16 protein-coding genes are annotated in these 20,595 nt (G+C 67.2%); 7 read left to right on the top strand and 9 right to left on the bottom strand.

Annotated elements, in window-relative coordinates:
• Positions 1-289: 289 nt before the first annotated feature.
• Together AB6807_RS12760 and AB6807_RS12755 are read right to left on the bottom strand one after the other, a co-directional pair.
• Entirely contained in the window at positions 290-568 is a 279-nt protein-coding gene (locus AB6807_RS12760) for a hypothetical protein (RefSeq protein ID WP_371084843.1), read from the bottom strand.
• 558 nt (positions 569-1,126) lie between these two features.
• Entirely contained in the window at positions 1,127-2,014 is an 888-nt protein-coding gene (locus tag AB6807_RS12755) for a LysR family transcriptional regulator (RefSeq protein WP_116913864.1), read from the bottom strand.
• A gap of 267 nt (positions 2,015-2,281) precedes the next feature.
• Between AB6807_RS12755 and AB6807_RS12750 the strand changes: the two genes are divergently transcribed.
• Positions 2,282-5,836, top strand: a complete 3,555-nt coding sequence (locus AB6807_RS12750; protein WP_371084842.1) for an indolepyruvate ferredoxin oxidoreductase family protein — start codon at positions 2,282-2,284, stop codon at positions 5,834-5,836.
• A 106-nt stretch (positions 5,837-5,942) separates the two neighbouring features.
• Positions 5,943-7,259 (top strand): ArgE/DapE family deacylase, encoded by a 1,317-nt coding sequence (locus AB6807_RS12745; RefSeq protein WP_116913866.1) that lies wholly within the window; start codon positions 5,943-5,945, stop codon positions 7,257-7,259.
• 19 nt (positions 7,260-7,278) lie between these two features.
• Here AB6807_RS12745 and AB6807_RS12740 read toward each other — a convergent pair whose 3' ends face one another.
• From AB6807_RS12740 to AB6807_RS12725, 4 genes are all read right to left on the bottom strand, one after another.
• Positions 7,279-8,334 (bottom strand): phosphotransferase enzyme family protein, encoded by a 1,056-nt coding sequence (locus AB6807_RS12740; RefSeq protein ID WP_371084841.1) that lies wholly within the window; start codon positions 8,332-8,334, stop codon positions 7,279-7,281.
• 103 nt (positions 8,335-8,437) lie between these two features.
• Positions 8,438-11,413, bottom strand: a complete 2,976-nt coding sequence (locus tag AB6807_RS12735) for an EAL domain-containing protein (protein ID WP_371084840.1) — start codon at positions 11,411-11,413, stop codon at positions 8,438-8,440.
• A 47-nt stretch (positions 11,414-11,460) separates the two neighbouring features.
• Positions 11,461-12,477, bottom strand: coding sequence for a TRAP transporter substrate-binding protein (locus AB6807_RS12730; protein ID WP_371085180.1), 1,017 nt, complete (start codon positions 12,475-12,477; stop codon positions 11,461-11,463).
• 223 nt (positions 12,478-12,700) lie between these two features.
• Complete coding sequence (locus AB6807_RS12725) at positions 12,701-13,168, bottom strand: gamma-glutamylcyclotransferase family protein (protein WP_371084839.1); 468 nt, start codon at positions 13,166-13,168, stop codon at positions 12,701-12,703.
• 87 nt (positions 13,169-13,255) lie between these two features.
• On the opposite strand from AB6807_RS12725, the gene AB6807_RS12720 reads away from it, so the two are divergent.
• Both AB6807_RS12720 and map read left to right on the top strand, forming a co-directional pair.
• Complete coding sequence (locus AB6807_RS12720) at positions 13,256-13,546, top strand: DUF1330 domain-containing protein (RefSeq protein WP_116913870.1); 291 nt, start codon at positions 13,256-13,258, stop codon at positions 13,544-13,546.
• Positions 13,547-13,785: 239 nt separating this feature from the next.
• Complete coding sequence (gene map / locus AB6807_RS12715; RefSeq protein WP_371084838.1) at positions 13,786-14,577, top strand: type I methionyl aminopeptidase; 792 nt, start codon at positions 13,786-13,788, stop codon at positions 14,575-14,577.
• Between the two features lie 88 nt (positions 14,578-14,665).
• Here map and AB6807_RS12710 read toward each other — a convergent pair whose 3' ends face one another.
• Both AB6807_RS12710 and AB6807_RS12705 read right to left on the bottom strand, forming a co-directional pair.
• Positions 14,666-15,370 carry an HAD family hydrolase gene (locus AB6807_RS12710; RefSeq protein ID WP_371084837.1) on the bottom strand — a complete coding sequence of 235 codons (705 nt, stop codon included), beginning with the start codon at positions 15,368-15,370 and terminating at the stop codon, positions 14,666-14,668.
• Positions 15,371-15,379: 9 nt separating this feature from the next.
• Positions 15,380-15,829, bottom strand: coding sequence for a GNAT family N-acetyltransferase (locus AB6807_RS12705; RefSeq protein WP_371084836.1), 450 nt, complete (start codon positions 15,827-15,829; stop codon positions 15,380-15,382).
• A 743-nt stretch (positions 15,830-16,572) separates the two neighbouring features.
• Here AB6807_RS12705 and AB6807_RS12700 point away from each other — a divergent pair.
• Positions 16,573-16,824 carry a hypothetical protein gene (locus AB6807_RS12700; RefSeq protein WP_371084835.1) on the top strand — a complete coding sequence of 84 codons (252 nt, stop codon included), beginning with the start codon at positions 16,573-16,575 and terminating at the stop codon, positions 16,822-16,824.
• A 101-nt stretch (positions 16,825-16,925) separates the two neighbouring features.
• Here the strand turns inward: AB6807_RS12700 and AB6807_RS12695 are convergent, their stop codons facing one another.
• Positions 16,926-17,723 carry a helix-turn-helix domain-containing protein gene (locus AB6807_RS12695; RefSeq protein ID WP_286517556.1) on the bottom strand — a complete coding sequence of 266 codons (798 nt, stop codon included), beginning with the start codon at positions 17,721-17,723 and terminating at the stop codon, positions 16,926-16,928.
• Positions 17,724-17,993: 270 nt separating this feature from the next.
• On the opposite strand from AB6807_RS12695, the gene AB6807_RS12690 reads away from it, so the two are divergent.
• Together AB6807_RS12690 and AB6807_RS12685 are read left to right on the top strand one after the other, a co-directional pair.
• Entirely contained in the window at positions 17,994-19,583 is a 1,590-nt protein-coding gene (locus AB6807_RS12690) for an ABC transporter substrate-binding protein (protein WP_371084834.1), read from the top strand.
• Between the two features lie 7 nt (positions 19,584-19,590).
• Entirely contained in the window at positions 19,591-20,589 is a 999-nt protein-coding gene (locus tag AB6807_RS12685; protein ID WP_116913879.1) for an ABC transporter permease, read from the top strand.
• Positions 20,590-20,595: the final 6 nt, after the last annotated feature.

The following is a 20,595-nucleotide window of genomic DNA, read 5'->3' as shown; positions in this document are numbered from 1 at the left end:
TAACAGCACAGGATGAACTGAATCGCCCGGCTTTTGTGGTCAGCTTTTCTTCCCGCTGGTAGTCCGAGCAGCCGCGTTGAAGGGCAGTTCACCAGCAAGAAGCGGACGTCAATTGCAGACGCACAACAGACCGCGATCGCTGCAGAACGCGTAGCCGACATCGACACCTTCCGACAAGCAATCTCAACCGATCCGAATCAGGTCTGTCGAGCTAGCTCCAGCCGTCTCACCCAAACGAATCCCCGCTTCCCAAAGCGGGCCGCGAATTTCGCAGCCCGCAGACCAGCTGCTAACCGCCGGTCTCAGGCGCTCCTCTTCGCGCCTTCTCGCTCATCTGAAACAGTTCCCCGGCCTTGCGTGCCAGATCGGCTGCAAGCCAAAGCAGGTTGTCCAGTTGTTGCGGCCCGCTGCCGCTGCACCAGTCGATGTCTTCCCCGTGGCAGACCCACAGGAGTGCTTCGAGTTGAGAGAGGGTGTTTTCGAGACGATCCGCCGGATGCTGGGTATCTTGGGCGTTGTCTTCGGAAGCGCCGGGCGTGGGTGGCCGGGCTATAGTCTTGGTAGCCATTTTTGTGCGGTTCCTTTAGAGGTGGTTGCACGGATTTGGTTAGACGGTCGGGGTGTTCCTGCACCTCGGCCGTCGCCTTTGATACCTCGCATACGCATCGATGCTTTCGCACCGACAACCTGCCGCGAGGCAAGCAGCCTTCCAGAATTTCAGTGGTTGTGTGTGTAGCGCCTTTCTTGTTCCCTTGTCGGGTTGTTGAGTGACAGAGGCGTCCACTGTAGAGAAGAGCTCGCCGAATTAGCCGTTCTGCAAGGCACGAAAGTCTCGGCAACCGCCAACAAATGCAGCTTCCGCAATGCGCCGCGTGCAAGCGCATTGGCGCAGTGTCAGCGGGTCACACAAGGCCACATTTGCTTCCCCGCAAGACACAAAAATCCAGCCCCGACACGCGCGCCGTATTCGCACGACTGCGCCGAACGCTCACGTCGATGGGGTGCCTTGCGCAGCGAAATAAAGGAGGAGGCCGCAGGCCGGGGGACATTCGCGGAGCAAGGTACCCCGTCGGCCTGAGCGCCGCCCTGAATGACCCGATCCCGATCCAGGCCCCGGTCCAGCGCCCTAAGGCATCCCCCGCGCCAACAAATGATCGACCAACCTGCGCTGCGGAAAACTCAGCGCCTCCTGCCGCGTGCACAGGTACATGCGACGTGACGCCCACGCATCGGTGAGGTTGATGAAGCGCAGCTTCATCTCCTTGCGGTAAGTCACCGCCGCCCCCTCGGGCAAGATGCCCACGCCCATGCCGGCCTCGATCATCCGGCACACGGCTTCGAAACTCTTCACCCGCACACGCAGCCGCAACACCTTGCGCGCGCTCATGGCCGCGTCTTCCATGGTGCGCGAAATGGCCGAGTCGTCTTCGAGCCCCACGAAGTCGAAGTCGAGAAGTTCTTCGAAAGACACCTCGCGCCCGCGCCACGGATGCTTCTGGCGAACGATGGCCACCAGCCGGTCGGTGCGGTACGGAATGAAGTGCAGCGCCGGGTCTGCCGCCTCGCTGGTGATGACGCCCACGTCGGCCTGCCGGTCGCGAATGGCCTGCACGATGTACACGCTGCGGTGCTCCTCCACGCTCACGCGAATCTCGGGGTAGCGCTGGCGAAAGCTCGCCACGTCGTCGGGCAAGAACTGGCCCATGGCCGACGCATTGGCATGCAGGCGCACGCGGCCCGTGGCGCCCTGCGCGTAGTCCGACAGGTCGGCGCGCATGCGGTCGACGTCGCGCAAGATCTGGCGCGCATGCATCGCCAGCGACTCGCCCGCGCCCGTGGGCGTGACGCCCTTCGAGCTTCGGTTGAGCAGCGCCACGCCCAGTTGCCCCTCCAGGATGGCCAGGCGCCGGCTGGCGGCCGACAACACCATGTGGCTCTCGGCGGCCGCCTTCGACAGGCTGCCGTGCTCAATGGCGCGCAGGAAAAGCGCGAGCGAGTCGAGGTCGGGTCTCATGGAGGTCGGGGTCTTTCTGCGGGGCCGCCATTGTCGGGCCAGCGACCCGGCCGGCGCGCGCCGAAATCCTTTCGGCGGAGGGCGTCTTAAAAAGACAAATCTTCCGTGCGGCGCTGCGCGCTGCCAAAAAGAAGAAGCACTTTCCGCCCACAACCCTGAAGAATCGTTGCTGCCCTGCCGTCTACCCCGGCGCGGCACTGCGCGAGCCGGCCCCTTACCGGGGCCACGCCCGCATCCCACGAGTCCTACCCGGAGTCTTTTTCAGTCATGGCATCCCACGAACTGGCCAGCGTTGCGCTGGACGACAAATACACGGCCACCGAAGGCCGGATCTACCTCAGCGGCATCCAGGCGCTGGTGCGCCTCATGCTCGTGCAGAAATGGCGCGACCAGCAGGCCGGGCTCAACACGGCGGGCTTTGTCTCGGGCTACCGCGGCTCGCCGCTCGGCGGCCTGGACGAAGCGCTGTGGAAGGCGCAGCCGCAGCTCGAGGCCAACGCGGTCAAGTTCCTGCCCGGCGTGAACGAAGAGCTGGCCGCCACCGCCGTGTGGGGCACGCAGCAGGTGCACCTGACCGGCGAAAGCGCGGTCGATGGGGTGTTTGCCATGTGGTACGGCAAGGCGCCGGGCGTGGACCGCTGCGGCGACGTGTTCAAGCACATGAGCCATGCGGGCACCTCGCCCCACGGCGGCGTGCTGCTGGTGGCGGGCGACGACCACGGCGCATCTTCTTCCACGCTGCCCAACCAGAGCGACCACCTGTTCGCGGCCTCGATGATCCCCATGCTCTACCCGCAGAGCGTGGAGGAGTACATCGAGCTCGGCCTGCACGGCTTCGCGATGTCGCGCTTTGCCGGGCTGCCGGTGGGCTTCAAGGCGCTGGCGGACACGGTGGAGTCGTCGGGCTCCATCGCGGCCGGCGCGCTCGACGTGCACACGCGCCTGCCCGCGGACTTCGTGTTTCCGCCCGGCGGCGTGCACGCGCGCCTGTCGACCGACACGCTGGGCGTGCAGGCGCGCAAGCAGGAAGCGCTGATGCAGGACTACAAGATCTACGCCGCCATCGCCTATGCGCGCGCCAACAAGCTCAACCGCGTGACCATCGATTCGCCGAAGGCGCGGCTGGGCATCGTGGCCTCGGGCAAGTCGTACCGCGACGTGCTGGAGGCGCTGGAAGAACTGGGCATCGACGCGGACGAGGCCGCGCGCATCGGCATCCGCCTGTTCAAGGTGTCGATGCCCTGGCCGCTGGAGCCGGACTCGATTCGCGAGTTTGCCGACGGGCTCGAAGAAATCCTGGTGGTCGAGGAGAAGCGCCAGATCGTCGAGTACCAGCTGAAGGAGCACCTGTACAACTGGCGCGAAAACGTGCGCCCGCGCGTGATCGGCAAGTTCGACGAGCAGGGCGAATGGGGCGCGCACCCGCGCGGCCAGTGGCTGCTGCCGGCCACGGCGGACTTCTCGGTGGCGCAGGTGGCGCGCGTCATCGCGGGCCGGGTGGCGCGCTTTCACACCAGCGACCGCATTCGCATGCGGCTGGCGATTCTCGACGCGAAGGACGTGGTGCTGGGCAAGGCGGTGGCCACGCCCTCGCGCCCGGCCTGGTACTGCTCGGGCTGCCCGCACAACACCTCGACCAAGGTGCCCGAAGGCAGCCTGGCGCTGGCCGGCATCGGCTGCCACGTGATGGCCACGGCCATCTACCCCGAGCACAACAAGACGACCACGCACATGGGCGGCGAAGGCGCGCCGTGGCTGGGGCAGGCGTGGTTCTCCAAGCGCCGGCACGTGTTCGCGAACCTGGGCGACGGCACGTACTACCACTCGGGCTCGATGGCGATCCGCGCGGCCGTGGCGGCGGGCGTGAATATCACCTACAAGATTCTCTACAACGACGCGGTGGCCATGACGGGGGGCCAGCCGGTCGACGGGCCCATCAACGTGCCGCGCATCGCGCACCAGATGGCGGCCGAGGGCGTGAAGCGCCTGGCGCTGGTGGCCGAAGACCCGACGCGCTGGGCCGACCGCAGCCCCCTGCCCGCCGACCGCGAAGGCTTCGTACTCACCGTGCACCACCGCGACGACATGGACGCGGTGCAGCGCGAGCTGCGCGAGTTCGAGGGCGTGTCGGTGCTCATCTACGACCAGGTGTGCGCGGCCGAAAAGCGCCGCCGCCGCAAGAAGGGCGAGTTTCCGCAGGCGGCGCGGCGCGTGTTCATCAACGACGCGGTGTGCGAAGGCTGCGGCGATTGCGGCGAGCAATCGAACTGCACGGCGCTGCTGCCCAAGCAGACAGAACTGGGCCTGAAGCGCAGCGTGGACCAGAGCGCGTGCAACGCGGACGAGTCGTGCATCAAGGGCTTCTGCCCGAGCTTCGTCACGGTCGAAGGCGTGAAGCCGCGCAAGCACGCGCCCGTCGCGGCCAAGGCGGCGGCCGAAGAGGCGCCGCTGCCGGCACCGCCCGCGCTGGCGCTCGACGGCATGCACAACATTCTCATCACCGGCATCGGCGGCACGGGCGTCATCACCATCGGCGCGCTGATCGGCATGGCGGCGCACCTCGAAGGCAAGGGCGTGAGCGTGCTCGACATGACGGGCATGTCGCAAAAGAACGGCTCGGTGACCTCGCACGTGCGCATTGCGCGCGACGCGGCGCAGCTGAAGGCGCAGCGCATTCCCACGGGCGAGGCCGACCTGATCCTGGGGTGCGACATGCTCACGGCGGGCGCGCCCGACGCCATCGCGCGCATGCGGCCGGGGCGCACCTATGCGCTGGTCAACACCTTCGAGCAGCCGACGGGCCATTTCGCGCAGCAGCCCGACTGGGAGTTTCCGGCGGCGCAGGTGCGCGCGCTGATCGAGGAATCGGTCGAAGGCCGCGCCGATTTCATCGACGCCACGCAACTGGCCACGCGGCTCATGGGCGATGCCATCGCGGCCAACCTGTTCCTGCTGGGCTTCGCGTTCCAGAAGGGCTGCGTGCCGCTGTCGGCCGAGGCGCTGGACAAGGCCATCGAAATCAACGGCGTGGCCGTCAAGGCCAACCAGTCGGCCTTTCGCTGGGGCCGCAAGGCGGCGCTGGACCTGGCCGCGGTCACGCGCGAGGCCGCGCCGGCGAAGGTGGTGGCGCTGCAGCGGCCGCAGGCCTTCGAGGCGCTGGTGAAGGACCGCACCGCGTTCCTCACCGCGTACCAGAACGCGGCGTATGCGCAGCGCTATGCGGAGCTGGTGGAGCGCGTGCGCGTGGCCGAGCAGCGCGAGCGCGGCACCACGCTGCTGGCGAAGGCGGTGGCGTCGGGCCTGTTCAAGCTCATGGCCTACAAGGACGAGTACGAGGTCGCGCGGCTGTACACCGACAAGCGCTTCATCGAACAGCTGGCCGAGCAGTTCGAAGGCAAGCCGGTGCTGCGCTTTCACCTGGCGCCGCCGGTGCTGGGCCGTCGCGACGCCGAAGGCCGCGCGGTCAAGACGAGCTTCGGGCCGTGGATGCTGAACGCGTTTCGCGTGCTCGCGAAGCTGCGCGGCCTGCGCGGCACGGCGCTCGACGTGTTCGGGCGCACGGCCGAGCGGCGCATGGAGCGCCAGCTGATCGCCGACTACCGCGCCATGGTCGAGGACGTGCTGGCGCGCTTCGACCGCATCGACTTCGACACCGCGCTCGCCCTGGCGCGCCTGCCGGAGCAGATTCGCGGGTTCGGCCATGTGAAGGAAGAAAGCGTGGTGTCGGCGCGCGTGCGGTGGAGCGCGCTGGCGAAGCAGCTTGATGTGGGCACGGCGGCCACGCCCCGGGCGGCCTCGCGACCCGCGGCGCTGGCCGCCTGAGCGGCAAGCACCACGGATGCGCCGCGCTGGAGAGAACGGCGCATCCGCGACAGTCACCGGCCCGTTCCCAACGGTGCGGCGCTCGCCCCGCTGAAAGAATGGCTTCATGAAAGAAGCCACCACCTTCCAGGCCGACGAAGCCGCCATCGTCGCTGCCGCGCGCGCCCTGCGCGAAGAAACCGTCGCCATGCTGAGCGAGCTGGTCACCCACCCTTCCCTGCTGGGCCACGAGCAGAGCGCGCAGCGCTTCATGGCCGATGCCTTCGGCGCGCTCGGCCTGCAGGTGGACGAGTTCCAGATCGACGAGGAAAAGCTGCGCGCCCACCCGGGCTACTCGCCCTCCATCGTCTCCTACGAGGGCCGCACGAACGTGGTGGGCATCCACCGGCCCTCGGGTCCGTTCAAAGGCAACTCGCTGATCTTCAACGGCCACATCGACGTGGTGCCCACGGGCGCCGAGGTGCTGTGGACGCACCCGCCCTTCTCGGGCAAGGTCGAGGGCGACCGGCTCTACGGGCGTGGCTCGTCGGACATGAAGGCCGGCATCATCGCGTACACCATGGCCTTCAAGGCGCTGAAGTCGCTCGGGCTGGAGCCGGCCTCGCCGGTGTACTTCCAGTCGGTCATCGAAGAAGAGTGCACGGGCAACGGCGCGCTGGCCTGCCTGGTGGAGGGCTACCGCGCCGACGCGGCCGTCATCACCGAGCCCGTGGCGGCCGACGGCGTCATGACCTGCCAGATGGGCGTGCTGTGGCTGGCCATCGAGGTGCTGGGCAAGCCGGTGCATGCCTCGGTGGCGCAGACCGGCGTGGGCGCCATCGACTTCGCGCTGTACCTGTTCGGCGAGCTCAAGAAGCTGGAAGACAAGTGGAACGCGCCGAGCGCGCGCTACCGCTCGTTCGCGCACCACAACCACCCGGTGAACTTCAACCTGGGCAAGATCCAGGGCGGCGAGTGGGCCTCGTCGGTGCCCTCGGCCTGCCGCGCCGACGTGCGCCTGGGCTTCTACCCCGACATGAAGGTGGAGAAGGTGAAGGCCGAGGTCGAGGCACTACTGGCCGCCGCCTACGAGGCACACCCCGCGCACGCGGCGCTGAGCTACAAGATCGTGTACGAGGGCTTCCAGGCCGACGGCTGCGAGGTGGCGCCCGACGCGCCCATCGTCGCGGCGCTGTCGCAGTGCCACCTGGACATCGTCGGCAAGGTGCTGACGCCCACGGCCTTCACCGGCACCACCGACGCGAAGTTCTTCAACCTGTACGGCGAGACGCCGGCCATCTGCTACGGCCCGTCGGGCGGAGAGAACATCCACGGCATCGACGAGTGGGTGTCGATCGACAGCGTGGTGCAGGTGACGGCGGTGCTCGCGGTGTTCATGGCGCGCTGGTGCGGGGTGAACCGCATCGGCAAGGATGCCGGCTGACAAAGCGGTTCAAAGCAGCTCAGGACGCGTGCAGCGGCAGCTCCAGCGTCTGCCAGTTGCCCAGCATGGTGACCTGGCGGCGCAGGTAGTCCGTGGGAATGGCCTGCGAGCCCCACACGTCGATGCGCCCCGAATACTCGCCCAGCAGCCAGAACTGGCGGATGGCCATGAAGCGCGGAATGGCCGCGAGATCGGCGTCGGACACGGGCCGCACCTCGCGGTATGCGGAAATGAAGTGCAGCCACTTGGCCTTGGCCTTGTCGGTGGCCACCCCGTCGGGTGTGTGCGGGTGCAGGCTCCAGGGGTACACGGCGAGCTCGTAGGCGAGGTAGCCGGGGCCGGCTTCGTCGAAGTCGAAGAAGACGGCCTCGCGCTTTGCCTTGGCGTCGGCGTTGGCATTGGCGTCGGCTTCATTGCACGTCCCGGCCTTCGCATCCACCACGAAGTTGTTGCTCCCGTGCGCGTCCCCGTGGCACAGCACGCGGGCCAGCTCGCCCAGCGAGAGGATGTCGTCCTGCAGCCGCCGCGCCAGCGCCTCGAACTGCGGGCGCAGCTCGGCGGTCATGGTTGGGGCGTGCAGCAGGCCTTCGAGCGGGTGCAGCAGCAGGTAGTCGAGGTCGAGGCAGTAGGCGCTGCTCGGCCCCTGGTAGCTTTCGCCCGCGATGTGCAGGCCGGCCAGGCCGCGCGCGAAGGCCTCTATGTCTTCGCCCGCGTCGCCGGTGAACTCGCCGTCGAGGTGTTCGAACAGCATCAGCGCGCGCGGGCCTTCGGGCAGCGGCACCTCGATGGCGACGCCGCCGTCAGCCGCTGGCAGGCAGCGCGACACGCGGCAGCCGGCGTTCGACCAGTGTTGCAGCGCGGCCGCCTCGAACAGGGTGTTGGGGCCGCCGCGCGGCCGGGCGGCGCACAGGCGCGCCACCACGCGTTGGCCGCTGGCAAAGCTCAACCGGTACACCTGGTTGAAGCTGCGCCGCAGAAACTCGCTCTCGACCACCTCGCCCAGGTCATAGTTCGCCTGCACGAGCGCGGCGATGCTGGCGGCTGTCGGCGTCGATTGCGCAATCTCTAGGGGCATCCGGCTTCCAAAGGGAAAAGGGCGCGATTATGCAGTGCGGGTGTCCGCGGGCCCCGAGGGGCCCCGGGGTCAGGCAGCCAAAGCGCGCGGGTGCGCCCAGGGTTCAGGCGATCGCGCCGACGTCGAGCTCGCGCTCGTAGGCTTCCAGCGGCTGCGGTCGGCCGAACAGGTAGCCCTGGCACATCAGGCAGCCGTGGCGCGCCAGAAAGTCGCGCTGCGCATGCGTTTCCACGCCCTCGGCCACGATCTCCAGCTCCAGGTTGCGCGCCATGCCGATGATGGTCTGGATGATCAGCTCCACCTTCGGGTTCAGCCCGATGCTGTGCACGAAGAACTTGTCGACCTTCACCTGGCTGAGCGGCAGCTGCGTCATGTACGACAGCGACGAGAAGCCCGTGCCGAAGTCGTCCATCGAGAACTGGATGCCCAGCGCCACCAGCGCCTCCATCTTGCCGATGGCGTCGATCACCTTCTCGTGCAGCAGGCTCTCGGTGAGCTCCAGCTTGAGCCGGCGCGGGTCGGCGCCGGTGCGCTCCAGCACCAGGCGCACCTGGTCGACAAAGTCTTCCTCGCGGAACTGCCGCGCGCTCACGTTCACCGAGAGCTGCAGGTGGCTGCGGCGCGGGTCGTCGCGCCAGGCCGTGAGCTGCCTGCACGCCGTTTCCAGCACCCACAGGCCCAGCGGGATGATGAGGCCCGTGTCTTCCGCCACGTCGATGAACTCGCGCGGCAGCAGCAGCCCGCGCACCGGATGGCGCCAGCGCACCAGCACCTCGGCGCCGACCACCCGGTTCTCGCCCGTGACCTGGCTCTGGTAGTGCAGCACGAACTGCTTGGCCGCAATGGCGGCGTGCAGCTCGTTTTCGAGCGTGGCGCGCGCGGTGATGGTGGTCTGCATGCCCGCCTCGAAGAAGCGCAGCGCGTTGCCGCCGTCGGTCTTGGCGTAGTACATGGCGATGTCGGCCTGCTTGAGCACCTCTTCGGTCGATGCGCCCTTGGCCTCGAACAGCGAGGCGCCGATGCTGCAGGTGCTGTGGTGCTGCTGCAGGCCGAGCTGGTAGGGCTGGTTGAGCCGCGCGAGGATGGTCGCGCCCATGGTCTCGGTCTGCGAGGTGGCAATGACCGCCTGCTCGCTCAGGTCTTCCAGCATCACCACGAACTCGTCGCCGCCCAGGCGGGCCACGATGTCGCCTTCGCGCAGGCAGTCTTTCAGGCGCTGCGCCACCTGCTTGAGCATCACGTCGCCGATGTCGTGGCCCAGCGCGTCGTTCAGCGTCTTGAAGTTGTCCAGGTCGAGGAACAGCAGCGCGCACAGCCGCTGGCGCCGCGCGGCGGCGGCAATGGCGTGGTTGAGCCGGTCGAGCAGCAGCCGCCGGTTGGGCAGGCCGGTGAGCGTGTCGTAGAAGGCCAGGTGCTCGATTTCGCGCGCGGCGAGCTTGCTTTCGGTGATGTTGCGCAGGATGACGATGAAGCGCGAATCGCCCTCGTCGCCCACCAGCTTGCGCGACACCGAGATTTCGAACCACGCCTTCTCGCGCGCGTCGCGCCGCTCGAACTGCCGGCCCGCCGAATAGCCCGACACATCGGCCTCGCGCAGCGCGCTCATCACCTCGGCCGCGGCCTCCGCCGGCAGCAGCTCGGTCAGCATGTGGCCCACCGGGTTCTCGACGTCGGTGGCCGGGAAGGGCACGCGCGGCGCGTGGTAGCCGTGGCAGCGGCCGTCCAGCCCCACTTCGAGCAGCAGGTCGGGCAGCGCGTCGAGCGTGGCCTGCAGCTGCGCCTTGCTCTCGATGATGGCGGCCGTGTGGCGGCGCTTTTCGGTGATGTCCTGGTAGACGCACACAGTGCCGCCGTCGGGCGTGCGGCTGCGCGTGGCGCGGATCACCTGGCCGCCCTGCAGCAGCGCCTCCTGCTCGGAGTGCGGCTGCGCCATCTGCGGCATGTTCATGGCCGACCAGTCGGCCGGGCCGCGGCCGTGCACCACGTGGCGCGCGGTCTCGTCCATGATGCGGCGAAACGGCACCTGCGGCGCGACCATCGCTTCGGTCCAGGGGAACATCGCGACGAAGCGGCGGTTCCAGGTGAGCACGCGGCTGTCGGCGTCCAGCAGGATGAAGCCGTCGATCATCGACTCCAGCGCCTGGTCGAGCGTGGACTTGGAGCGCACCAGCTCCATGCGCGCGCGCCACTGGCGGCGCAGCTGGAAGTGCGTGAACAACGCCACCGCCAGGATCATCAGCCCGATGGCCGCGGCGGTCCAGGCGATCAGGTCGCGCTCGCGGCGCCAGTCCTGCAGCGCCGCGGTCAGCGGAATGCTCGCCACGATCAGCAGGTTGCGGTGCAGCGTGGGCCGCGCCACAACAATGCCCGGCTGCCCGCTCAGCCGCGCGGCCATGCGCTGCGGCTTGCCGTCGCTGGTCTGCTCGTGCAGGGGCGGCTCTATTTGCCGGCCCGTGAGGTCGTCGCGCGGCGGCAGGCTGGCCAGCAGAGCGCCGGCGTCGCGCTCCAGCGTGACCTCGAGCCCGCGAATGCCGGCGCCCTGCGTCATGATCGTCGCCAGCAGCGACAGCTGCACCTCGGCCACCGCCAGCATGCGCGAGCCGTCTGCCAGCGTGACGGCGCGCGCGAAGAACAGCACCTTCTGCGACGTGACCAGGCTGGCGGCCGGGTCGCTGATCGCCAGCGTGGACACCGGGTTCGCCAGCACGCCGTCGACAAAGCCGGCCGGCAGCACCAGCGGCAGGCGTTCGCCGCGCCGGTCCGACGAGGCCACCACCGTACCGCGCGCATCGACGAACGCAACGTGGCGCACCAGCAGGTTCTGCCGCACCACGTTGTCGAGCAGGCGGTGCGCGTCGAAGCTGCCTGCGTCGGCGCCCGCGCTGGCGGCGGTGGAGCCGCGCAGCAGCTCGTTGGCGCCGGCCAGCAGCATGTCGACGCTGAGCAGCGAGCGGTTCAGCGCCGCCTCGGAGCCGGCCACGAAGCGCACGGCCTGGCTCTCGTGGTCGCTGATCGCCTTCTGGTGCGCCTCCCACACGATGACCGTGGCCACCGCGCCCACCGTGAAAAGAAAGAGCATCGCCACGCCATAGACGATGGCGCTTACGCGACGGGGAAAGCGCGGCTTCACTGCGTGGTCTGCGCCTGCAGGCCGACGACCGGCCCCACCGTCTGGTTCCACACCCTGGCGCACACCGGGCCGCAGCGCTGCACCCAGCCCGGCAGCACGCGGGTCGCGAAGATTTCGCGGCGGCGGGCCTCGTCCTGCGCCGACGGCCGCACCGCCACCATGCGCCCCTTGGTGGGCTTGCCGCAGCTGGCCACGCCGGTGTTGCAGGCAATGCCTTCTTCGGTCTCGCGCTCCGACTGGGCCCACACCGCGGCCTCCAGCCGCGGCAGCTCCTTGCGCAGCAGCGCCTGCAGGTCGGGCGGCAGCGCATTCAGGCTCTCGCGGTTGGCCGCGAAAACCGCCACGCCCCAGCTCAGCGGCATGGCGTAGATGGCGCTGGTCACTTCGTGCAGGCCCAGCGAGTGACCGGACATGGTGCCGGTGATGACGCAGTCGGTGTTGCCCGACTTCATGTTCGCCATGATCTGCGCGAACTCGGTGTACACCGGCGTGCCGCCCAGCGCCGAGACGAAGTCGGCCTGCGTCGAGCTCGACACCCGCGTGCGCCGGCCCGCCAGGTCGCCCAGCTGCTGCACCGGCGTGTTGCAGAACACCTCTTGCGCGGGGTAGATGTACACCGCCAGCAGCTCCACCCCGTAGCGCTCGCGCAGCTGCTGCGCCAGGTACGGGCGGAACGCGCTCACCACCCGGCGCAGCGTGGGAATGTCGGGGTTCAGCCCGGCCATGTCGGGCGCGCCCAATTCTGGAAACTGCGTTGACATCTGGCTCATGAGCGCCGTGCCGAAGGGCACCACGCCCAGCTGCATCAGGTTGAGCATTTCCTGGCCCGGAACGCCGGCGCGGTCGAAGGGCACGATGCTGGCGGTGTAGCGCCCGCCCGACAGCGTGGCGAGGTCGCGCGTCCAGAACTGTTCCTCGTGGCCCGTGTACTGCGAGACACCCCCCAGGCCACCGACGATGCGCAAACGCTGGGCAGGCGCCGTCTGTGCATTGCACAGCGACGCGAAGAACATCAGGAGGCCGACCAGATAAACCACGATTACGCCGTGCGAGGGGGTGCAGGTACAGCGCTTGAGCGCAGGGAAATATTCAGAAATTCATCATGACACAGGATCACGCGGGTTCGGTCTGCGAACGGGGTGGCGCGTTGCGCGGCGGGGACGAGCTTTGCCGGGCCGTGTCGCCATGGGCACATGCGGCCCCTGATGGGGCGTGGCGCCGCGTCAAACCTTCGGGTTACTCCGGATGCAGAACGGCGGCTTGCGCGAGGTGGCTTGGTGCCCCTCTGCCGCGATACAGCGCGGCGTGCTCGAGGGTGTATTCGCGCAGCGGCCCGAGGCGCGCGTCCGCGGGACGGAAGTGCGCACGCTGTTTGACGTAGGCATGCACGTCGAGCGTGGAGGCGGGCTCGCCGCCCACGGCGCGCACCTTCATCGTCACCCGGCGGTAACCATCGGGCTCCGTGATTCGCTCGAGCACGTCCATCGCGTCCAGCGCCGGCTGGTCGACCTCGAACACCTGGCCGACCACCTGCTCGCCCTCCCCCGCAGCGTCGACCAGCCACGGAGAAAACCGATCGCCGACCAGGAACAGCGGGTAACGCTCGACGGTGACGAAGTCGCCGTCCACGCGCGTTCCCTTGTTGGTGGCGAAGTTGGGAAACCCTTGTTTCAGGGTTCCGAAGACGAAGACGAGCTGTGGCATCGAGAGCCTGTGGGCATGGAGGCGAACGGGTTCGCCTAATTTAGTCGCGCGCTATATTGTTCGTTCAACAACACCAGAGAAATCACCATGGCAAAAGCCTATTGGGTCAGTGCGTACCGTGCCGTCAAGGACGCCGACAAGCTCGCGGCCTACGCAAAGCTCGCCGGCCCGGCGATCACCGCCGGCGGCGGCCGCTTCCTGGCGCGCGGCCTGCCCGCCAAGACCTACGAGTTCGGCCTGACCGAACGCACCGTGCTGATCGAGTTCGACAGCGTCGAGCAAGCGACCGCCACGCACGACAGCCCCGACTACAAGGCCGCGCTCGCCGCGCTGGGCGACGGCGCCGAGCGGGACCTGCGGATCATCGAAGGGGTCTGAGGACCCGCGCGCGGCCGCGCGTCCTGCCGCGCCTTCGGGCGCGCTGCCCCTTTCCACACCCCTCCAGAGGCAGGCGCACTCTTTTTCAAGGCCGCATGCCTCGCATTCGACCGAACACCGCCAGACCACATGGAACATATATACTTTGTATATGTTTCATATAGAAGGTCGGCGATGAGGATCGAAGAAGGTTTTGCCCCGATGCACGAGAGCCCGCAGGCCTCGCGCGGAGCCCGCTGATGGCCCACGACATCCGCATCAAGTCCCCCGAGCAGCTCGAAAAGTCCCGGCGCGCCGCCAGGCTCGCCGCCGAGGTGCTCGCCATGATCGAGCCCCATGTCGTGCCGGGCGTGAGCACTGAGGCGCTCGACCGCATCTGCCACGACCACATCGTGAACGTGCAGGGCGCCATTCCGGCCAACGTGGGGTACCAGGGCTATCCGAAGACCGTTCTCACCTCGGTCAACCAGGTGGTCTGCCACGGCATTCCATCGCCCGAAAAAATTTTGAAGAAGGGCGACATCGTCAACATCGACGTCGCCGTCATCAAGGACGGCTGGTTCGGCGACACCAGCCGCATGTACTTCGTCGGCGCGCCGAGCGTGCTGGCGCGGCGCCTGGTCGAGACCACCTACGAGGCCATGTGCGCCGGCATTCGTCAGGTGAAGCCCGGCGCGACCCTGGGCGACATCGGCCATGCCATCCAGTCGGTGGCGCACCGCGAACACTTCAGCGTGGTACGCGAGTACTGCGGCCACGGCATCGGCGAGGTCTATCACGAAGACCTGCAGGTGCTGCACTACGGCCAGCGCGGCGAAGGGCTCACGCTGGAGCCGGGCATGGTCTTCACCATCGAGCCCATGCTCAACGCGGGCAAGCGCGACACCCGGCAAATGCCCGACGGCTGGACCGTCGTGACGAAGGACCGTTCGCTGTCCGCGCAGTGGGAGCACATGGTGGCGGTGACGCCCGAGGGGTACGAGGTGCTGACGGCGTGGCCTGGGGGCACGGGGCAGTACGCGGCGATCTGATCGCTCGGCCTGGATGATCGGACCAACGCGTCCACATGACCCAACCCGCGCTGCACGCGACCCATCGAACCTCGCGCAGTGCGCCCGGTCAATACGCCAGCAGCTCCCAGACCTCCGACAAGCACGCCACGCGCAAGCGCGGTTCCGGCTGGTCGCTCGGCCAATCGTGAAAGCCCTCGAGCCACACCGCCTGCATGCCCGCGCTCACTGCACCCACGATGTCGTTCACCGGGTGATCGCCGACGTACCAGCAGTCGCGTGCGTCAACACCGGCCTCCGCGGCAGCCTGGAGAAAGATTCGTGGGTCCGGCTTCCTGAAGCCCGAGCGCTCCGAACTCAGCAGCGAGCCAACGGCATCGCCGAACCCCAGCGCATCGACGGTGGCCCTGCGCGAACGCTCCGCGCCGTTCGACACGATGCCGACGTGGAACCCCTGTTCACTCAATTGCCGCAAGAGCTTCGACGCTCCCGGCATCTCGACCGCGTGCTGCGGAAAGTGCCCGGCCCAGTGGGCACGAAGCTGTTCCGCCGACGGCGCGCTTTTCCACCGCAGCCCACTTCCGTTCGCGAGCGCAAAACCTATCGCTTCCTGAATGGAAGCAAACCGACTGCCTGGCGGCAGATAGCCTCCGCAGTCCTCTCTCGCAATGATCGACGCGACAAGCTCGCCCGACGTTTCCACGTCGAGCGCTCCGGCGCAATCCGCCGCGAACTGGCGCGCGTAGGAAGCGATGCTGCGCGCTCGATGCGTGAGCGTGTTGTCCAGATCGAAGAGGACGGCACGAGGATTCATGGCCACATGTCACGCCCGAGGCGCCTTCGCAATGAACGCCTGCTTGTCATTGCGGTTGAACCCCGCCGCCTCGTAGAACCGGAACGTCGCCGCGTCCTTCCTGCCGGTCATCAACATGACCTTGTAGCAACCCTGCACCCACGCGACGGAAAGCGCTTCGGCCAGCACCGCCTTGCCGAGACCACGACCGCGCCGGTCGGCCCGCGTCACCACGTTCTCGATCACGCCGTAGGGCTGGCACGCACGCGTGAGGTTCGGCACCACGGTGAGCGTGCAACTGGAGACCAGCGTGTCGCCTTCGTAAGCGCCGAAGTACCTGTACCGCGGATTGCCCTGCAACTCCTGCCAGACCGCTTCGACGGTTGCGGCGTCGGGCAGCGGGTCGTCGGCATCATGAAGATGCTGGTACAGCGCCAGAAGCTGGTCGAGTTCTGAAGGCGCAACGTCTCGGACTTCCATCTGCGTTCCTTTTGAATGGGGTCCGCCAACAGCATCGACGCGAACGCGGACCGCTGAGTATTTTGATGCCCCGTCGGTGCGCGATATCGCGTCATCAATGCGGGGGCATCAGGGACGTGTGCACAGGCCGCCGGGTACTTCCCTCCGCGAATGTCCCCCGCTTCGCTCTCCTTTATTTCGCTGCGGGAAGCACCCGACGCCCTGTTCACTTGGGCACGCGGCAGGTGAACGGCCGATCAACGACGGCCCTGAAGGCTCGCGCCGATGCGGTGCCTCTTTTCGAGAAATAAAGGAGGAGGCCGAAGGCCGGGGGACATTCGAGAAAAGAGGTACCGCGTCGGCTCGATCCCGCCCTGAACTGCACCCTGGCATCCCCCCGGAACAACGCCCGAAAAGCCAAAACAAAAAGCAAACCCAGTTGGCAAAAGTCACCACTTAGTGACCCCAGCGAAATCACCTGAAATTCCCCGAGCAATTCGAGAACTACTGGGCATTTCAAAGTCCCCGCGATGCGCTGTTCTTCCCTACAGTGAGTGCCCTCAGCACCCAACAACTCACTGAGTGAGCAAGGAGAACACAACCCTCGAAGCACCCGTAAAAAAGAACGCCCGCCGCGCAGCGCGTCACCGATGCACATCTGCATCGATGCAAATGCGAGGTATCAAAAGGCGACGGCCGGGGCGCACAAACACCCCGACCGTCTGACCAAGTGAAGTGCACACCTTACGAAAGACCGCACCCCAATGGCTGATCCAACTATAGCCCGCCTCAGCACGTCCGTACCTTCCTCGGAAGACCCTCGAGACGCGGCGACCCTGCTCGAAGAAACGCTCACGCAATTGCACTCGTTGCTGTGCTATTGCCATGACCACGGTCATCCGGCGCAGGAAGACGCGGGCTCCGAGCATCGCAACAACGTTTTCTGGCTGGCGTCCGAGCTGGCGCGCAAAGCGGCGGAGCTGTTCCAGCAGTGCGCGCCGCGCGCAGGCACTTAAGTAGCCAACGCGCAGGGCGCCCTTTCGACGGGCGCCCTCTTGCTGTTCTTTTGCTGTCCTTTTTTGCCGGCCCTTTTTCTGGCCGCAGCCCGCCTTCCAGCTCAGCCCATGTCCAGGTCGCACCGCCCCAGGTAGTGCTTGGGTGTCTTGCCCATCACGCGACGGAACATCGCCGTGAATGCGCTCGGGCTCTCGTACCCCAGGTCCATCGCCACCGTGGTCACCGGCGTGTCCATGGCCAGCCTGCGCAAGGCCTCCATCAACCGCACCTGCTGGCGCCACATGGTGAAGGTGATGCCCGTCTCGTCGCGGAACAGCCGCGTGAGCGTGCGCCGCCCCAGCGCGCCGAAGCGTGCCCAGTACTCCAGGTCGCCCTCGCTGCCCGGGTCGTCGAGCAGCGCGCGGCAAATGCGCAGCAGCCGCGCGTCTTGCGGCATGGGCACGTGCAGCGGCACCTTGGGCGCCGCGCAAATCTCGTCGAGTATGAGCCGCATCACCCGGCCGTCTCGCCCCGCCTCGTCGTACAGCAAGGGAATGCCGATGGCGTCGATGACCAGCTGGCGCATCAGCGGCGACACCTCGATCACACAGCACTCCGTGGGCAGGTTGGGCGAAGCATCGGGCTGTATGTAGAGCGAGCGGTTCGACACCGCCTGCCCGCGCGCATGCATTTCATGCACCACGCCGCCGGGCACCCACACCGCGCGGTTGGGCGGAACCAGCCAGGCACCCGTGGGCGTGTGCAGCGTGAAGGTGCCCTTCACCGCATACGCAAGCTGCGCGCGCGGGTGCGAATGCGAGGGCACGATGAGAGACGGTTCGGGGTCATGCTCGACCACGATCATCGATACCGGCCTCGGAATGGACTGGTAGGCGTGGAAAGTGTTGCTTCGAATCATGCGGTTCCTGGCCTGCTGGAGGAGCCACGGATGGTGGCTGCGACCCATCGGCTTGGCCATCGGGCTTCCCCCGTATGCAGGGGAAGGTAGTCATGCAAGACATGTGCCACTGATCGGCACCGCCGAGGTGCCCGTGCGGATGGCCCGCGCGGAACAGAACTCGGCTCGATCCCTGCAAACACGCGGGAGCCCCTTCCCTAAACTGAAATTTGCAATTCGGGGCGCCCCGTGCGGCTCGCCAGTGACTCCAACTCTCCTCTGAGGACCTTCATGCAGAAACGCGACTTCAACAAGTTCCTGATGGCCGCCGGCGCCATGGGCCTGCTCGACCTCAACCTGGGCATCACGCTCGCGCACGGCCAGACGCGCGGCGGCACGCTCAACTCCATCGTGCAGCCGGAGCCGCCCATCCTGAACCTGGCCATCAGCCAGCTCACGCCCACGCAGATGGTGGCGGGCAAGATCTTCCTGAGCCTGCTGACCTACGACGTCAACCTGAAGCCGCTGCCCAGCCTGGCCAAGAGCTGGACGATTTCTCCCGACGGCAAGACCTACACCTTCAACCTCGAGCGCAACGTGAAGTGGCATGACGGCAAGCCGCTCACGGCCGACGACGTGCTCTACACGGTGAAAGAATTCCTGCCCGTCACGCACCCGCGCGCCAAGGCGCTGTTCGGTCGCTGCGAGTCGATCACCGCGCCCGACCCGTACACGGTGGTCTTCAAGCTGCAGCAGCCGTTCGCGCCCTTCATCGGCGCCTTCGACATCTCCAACCTGCCGGTGATGCCCAAGCACGTGTATGCCGGCACCGACGTCACGAAGAACCCGGCCAACCTGGCGCCCATCGGCTCGGGCCCGTTCAAGCTCAAGGAGTGGGTGCGCGGCTCGCACATTCACCTGGTGCGCAACGACGAGTACTTCAAGCCCGGCCTGCCGTACCTGGACGCGATCATCTACCGCGTGGTGCCCGACGGCGCCTCGCGCGCGCTGGCGCTGGAAAACGGCACGGTGCAGCTCACGCAGTGGACCGACCTGGAGCTGTTCGACGCGCAGCGCCTGGGCAAGAAGTCGAACCTGGCGGTGACCACCAAGGGCTATGAATACTTCGCGCCCATCATGTGGCTGGAGATCAACAACCGCACCGCGCCGCTGAACGACAAGCGCTTTCGCCAGGCGGTGATGCACGCCATCGACCGCAACTTCATCAAGGACAAGATCCTGTACGGCTTCGGCAAGGTCGCCACCGGCCCGGTCAACTCCAAGACCAAGTACTACGAGCCCAACGTGCGCAAGTACGACTTCTCCATCGAGAAGGCCAAGGCCCTGCTCGACGAGATGGGCCTGAAGCCCGACGACAAGGGCATTCGCGCCCGCGTGAAGCTGCCGGTGTCGCCCTACGGCGAGATGGTGCAGCGCTCTTGCGAGTACATCCGCCAGTGCCTGGCCAAGGTGGGCATCGCGGTGACGCTGGAGTCGACCGACCCGGGCAGCTACACGCAACGCATCAGCAACTGGGACTACGACATGAACCTGTCGTGGCTCTACCAGTTCGGGGACCCGGCGCTGGGCGTCACGCGCAACTACGTCAGCTCGAACATCCGCAAGATCCTGTTCACCAACACGGTGGGCTATTCGAACCCCGAGGTCGACCGCATCGCCGAGGCGGCGGCGGTGGAAATCGACGAGGCCAAGCGCGGCGCGCTGTACAGCCAGATGCAGAAGCTCATCGTCGAAGACGTGCCCATCGCCTGGCTGGTGGAAATGGAATTCCCGACCATCTACGACAAGCGCATCCAGAACCTGGTGACCACGGCCATCGGCATCCACGAGAGCTTCGACACCGTGTCGTTCAAGGCCTGACGCGCACATGAAAGTCCAATGGCTGGGCGGGCTGGGCGTGCTGGGTTCGCTCGGCGCGCGGCTCGCAAAAATGGTGGCGGTGGTGCTGCTCATCGCCGTCTTCAATTTCCTGCTGGTGCGCGCCGCGCCGGGCGACCCGGCACTGGTGATCGCCGGGCAGTCGGGCGCCACCGACGAGGCCTTCCTGGCGCGCGTTCGCAAGGACTACGGGCTCGACAAGCCCGTGGCCACGCAGCTCGCGACCTACCTGGGCAAGGTGGTCACGCTCGACCTGGGCTACTCGTACCGCCAGCAGCGCACGGTGGCCAGCGCCATTCTGGAGCGGCTGCCCGCCACGCTGCTGCTCACGCTGTCGGCCTTCGCCATCTCTCTCGTGGGCGGCGTGGTGCTGGGGGCGCTGGCCGGCGTGCGCGCCGGGCGCCCTTCGGACACGCTCATCAGCCTGCTGGCGCTGGTGATCTACGCCACGCCGGTGTTCTGGCTGGGGTTGATGCTGGTGCTGCTGTTCTCGGTGCAGCTGGGCTGGCTGCCGGCCTTCGGCTACGAAACCATCGGCGTCACCATGAGCGGCTGGGCCGCGGTGACCGACAAGCTGGTGCACCTGGTGCTGCCGGCCTTCACGCTGGGCATGCTGTACCTGGCGATCTACGCGCGGCTGATGCGCTCGTCGATCATCGAGGTGAGCCACCAGGACTACGTGAAGACGGCGCGCGCCAAGGGCGCCTCCGACAGCCGCATCCTGTGGCGCCACATGCTGCGCAACGCGCTGCTGCCGGTGGTGACCATGGCGGGCGTGCAGGCCGGCACGCTCATCGGCGGCTCGGTGGTCATCGAGACGGTGTTCGCCTGGCCCGGCCTGGGCCGCCTCACGTACGACGCCGTGCTGCAGCGCGACTACCAGGTGATGCTGGGCATCTTCCTGGTGCTCTCCGTTCTCGTCATCGCCTTCAACTGGCTGACCGATCTGCTGTACCGCGTGATCGACCCTCGAATCAAGGCCGCGTGAGCGCCG

This window comes from Variovorax sp. RCC_210, assembly GCF_041355175.1.
Classification (GTDB): domain Bacteria; phylum Pseudomonadota; class Gammaproteobacteria; order Burkholderiales; family Burkholderiaceae_C; genus Variovorax.
This window is presented reverse-complemented; position numbering and strand designations above follow the sequence as displayed.

Bases quoted from the DNA above. Each gene is read 5' to 3' on its own strand.
- map (WP_371084838.1), top strand. From the start codon at position 13,786: ATGGCCCACGACATCCGCATCAAGTCCCCCGAGCAGCTCGAAAAGTCC.
- AB6807_RS12740 (WP_371084841.1), bottom strand. From the start codon at position 8,334: ATGCCCCTAGAGATTGCGCAATCGACGCCGACAGCCGCCAGCATCGCC.
- AB6807_RS12685 (WP_116913879.1), top strand. From the start codon at position 19,591: ATGAAAGTCCAATGGCTGGGCGGGCTGGGCGTGCTGGGTTCGCTCGGC.
- AB6807_RS12745 (WP_116913866.1), top strand. From the start codon at position 5,943: ATGAAAGAAGCCACCACCTTCCAGGCCGACGAAGCCGCCATCGTCGCT.
- AB6807_RS12730 (WP_371085180.1), bottom strand. From the start codon at position 12,477: ATGTTCTTCGCGTCGCTGTGCAATGCACAGACGGCGCCTGCCCAGCGT.
- AB6807_RS12690 (WP_371084834.1), top strand. From the start codon at position 17,994: ATGCAGAAACGCGACTTCAACAAGTTCCTGATGGCCGCCGGCGCCATG.
- AB6807_RS12735 (WP_371084840.1), bottom strand. From the start codon at position 11,413: ATGCTCTTTCTTTTCACGGTGGGCGCGGTGGCCACGGTCATCGTGTGG.
- AB6807_RS12705 (WP_371084836.1), bottom strand. From the start codon at position 15,829: ATGGAAGTCCGAGACGTTGCGCCTTCAGAACTCGACCAGCTTCTGGCG.
- AB6807_RS12725 (WP_371084839.1), bottom strand. From the start codon at position 13,168: ATGCCACAGCTCGTCTTCGTCTTCGGAACCCTGAAACAAGGGTTTCCC.
- AB6807_RS12750 (WP_371084842.1), top strand. From the start codon at position 2,282: ATGGCATCCCACGAACTGGCCAGCGTTGCGCTGGACGACAAATACACG.
- AB6807_RS12695 (WP_286517556.1), bottom strand. From the start codon at position 17,723: ATGATTCGAAGCAACACTTTCCACGCCTACCAGTCCATTCCGAGGCCG.
- AB6807_RS12720 (WP_116913870.1), top strand. From the start codon at position 13,256: ATGGCAAAAGCCTATTGGGTCAGTGCGTACCGTGCCGTCAAGGACGCC.
- AB6807_RS12755 (WP_116913864.1), bottom strand. From the start codon at position 2,014: ATGAGACCCGACCTCGACTCGCTCGCGCTTTTCCTGCGCGCCATTGAG.
- AB6807_RS12700 (WP_371084835.1), top strand. From the start codon at position 16,573: ATGGCTGATCCAACTATAGCCCGCCTCAGCACGTCCGTACCTTCCTCG.
- AB6807_RS12710 (WP_371084837.1), bottom strand. From the start codon at position 15,370: ATGAATCCTCGTGCCGTCCTCTTCGATCTGGACAACACGCTCACGCAT.
- AB6807_RS12760 (WP_371084843.1), bottom strand. From the start codon at position 568: ATGGCTACCAAGACTATAGCCCGGCCACCCACGCCCGGCGCTTCCGAA.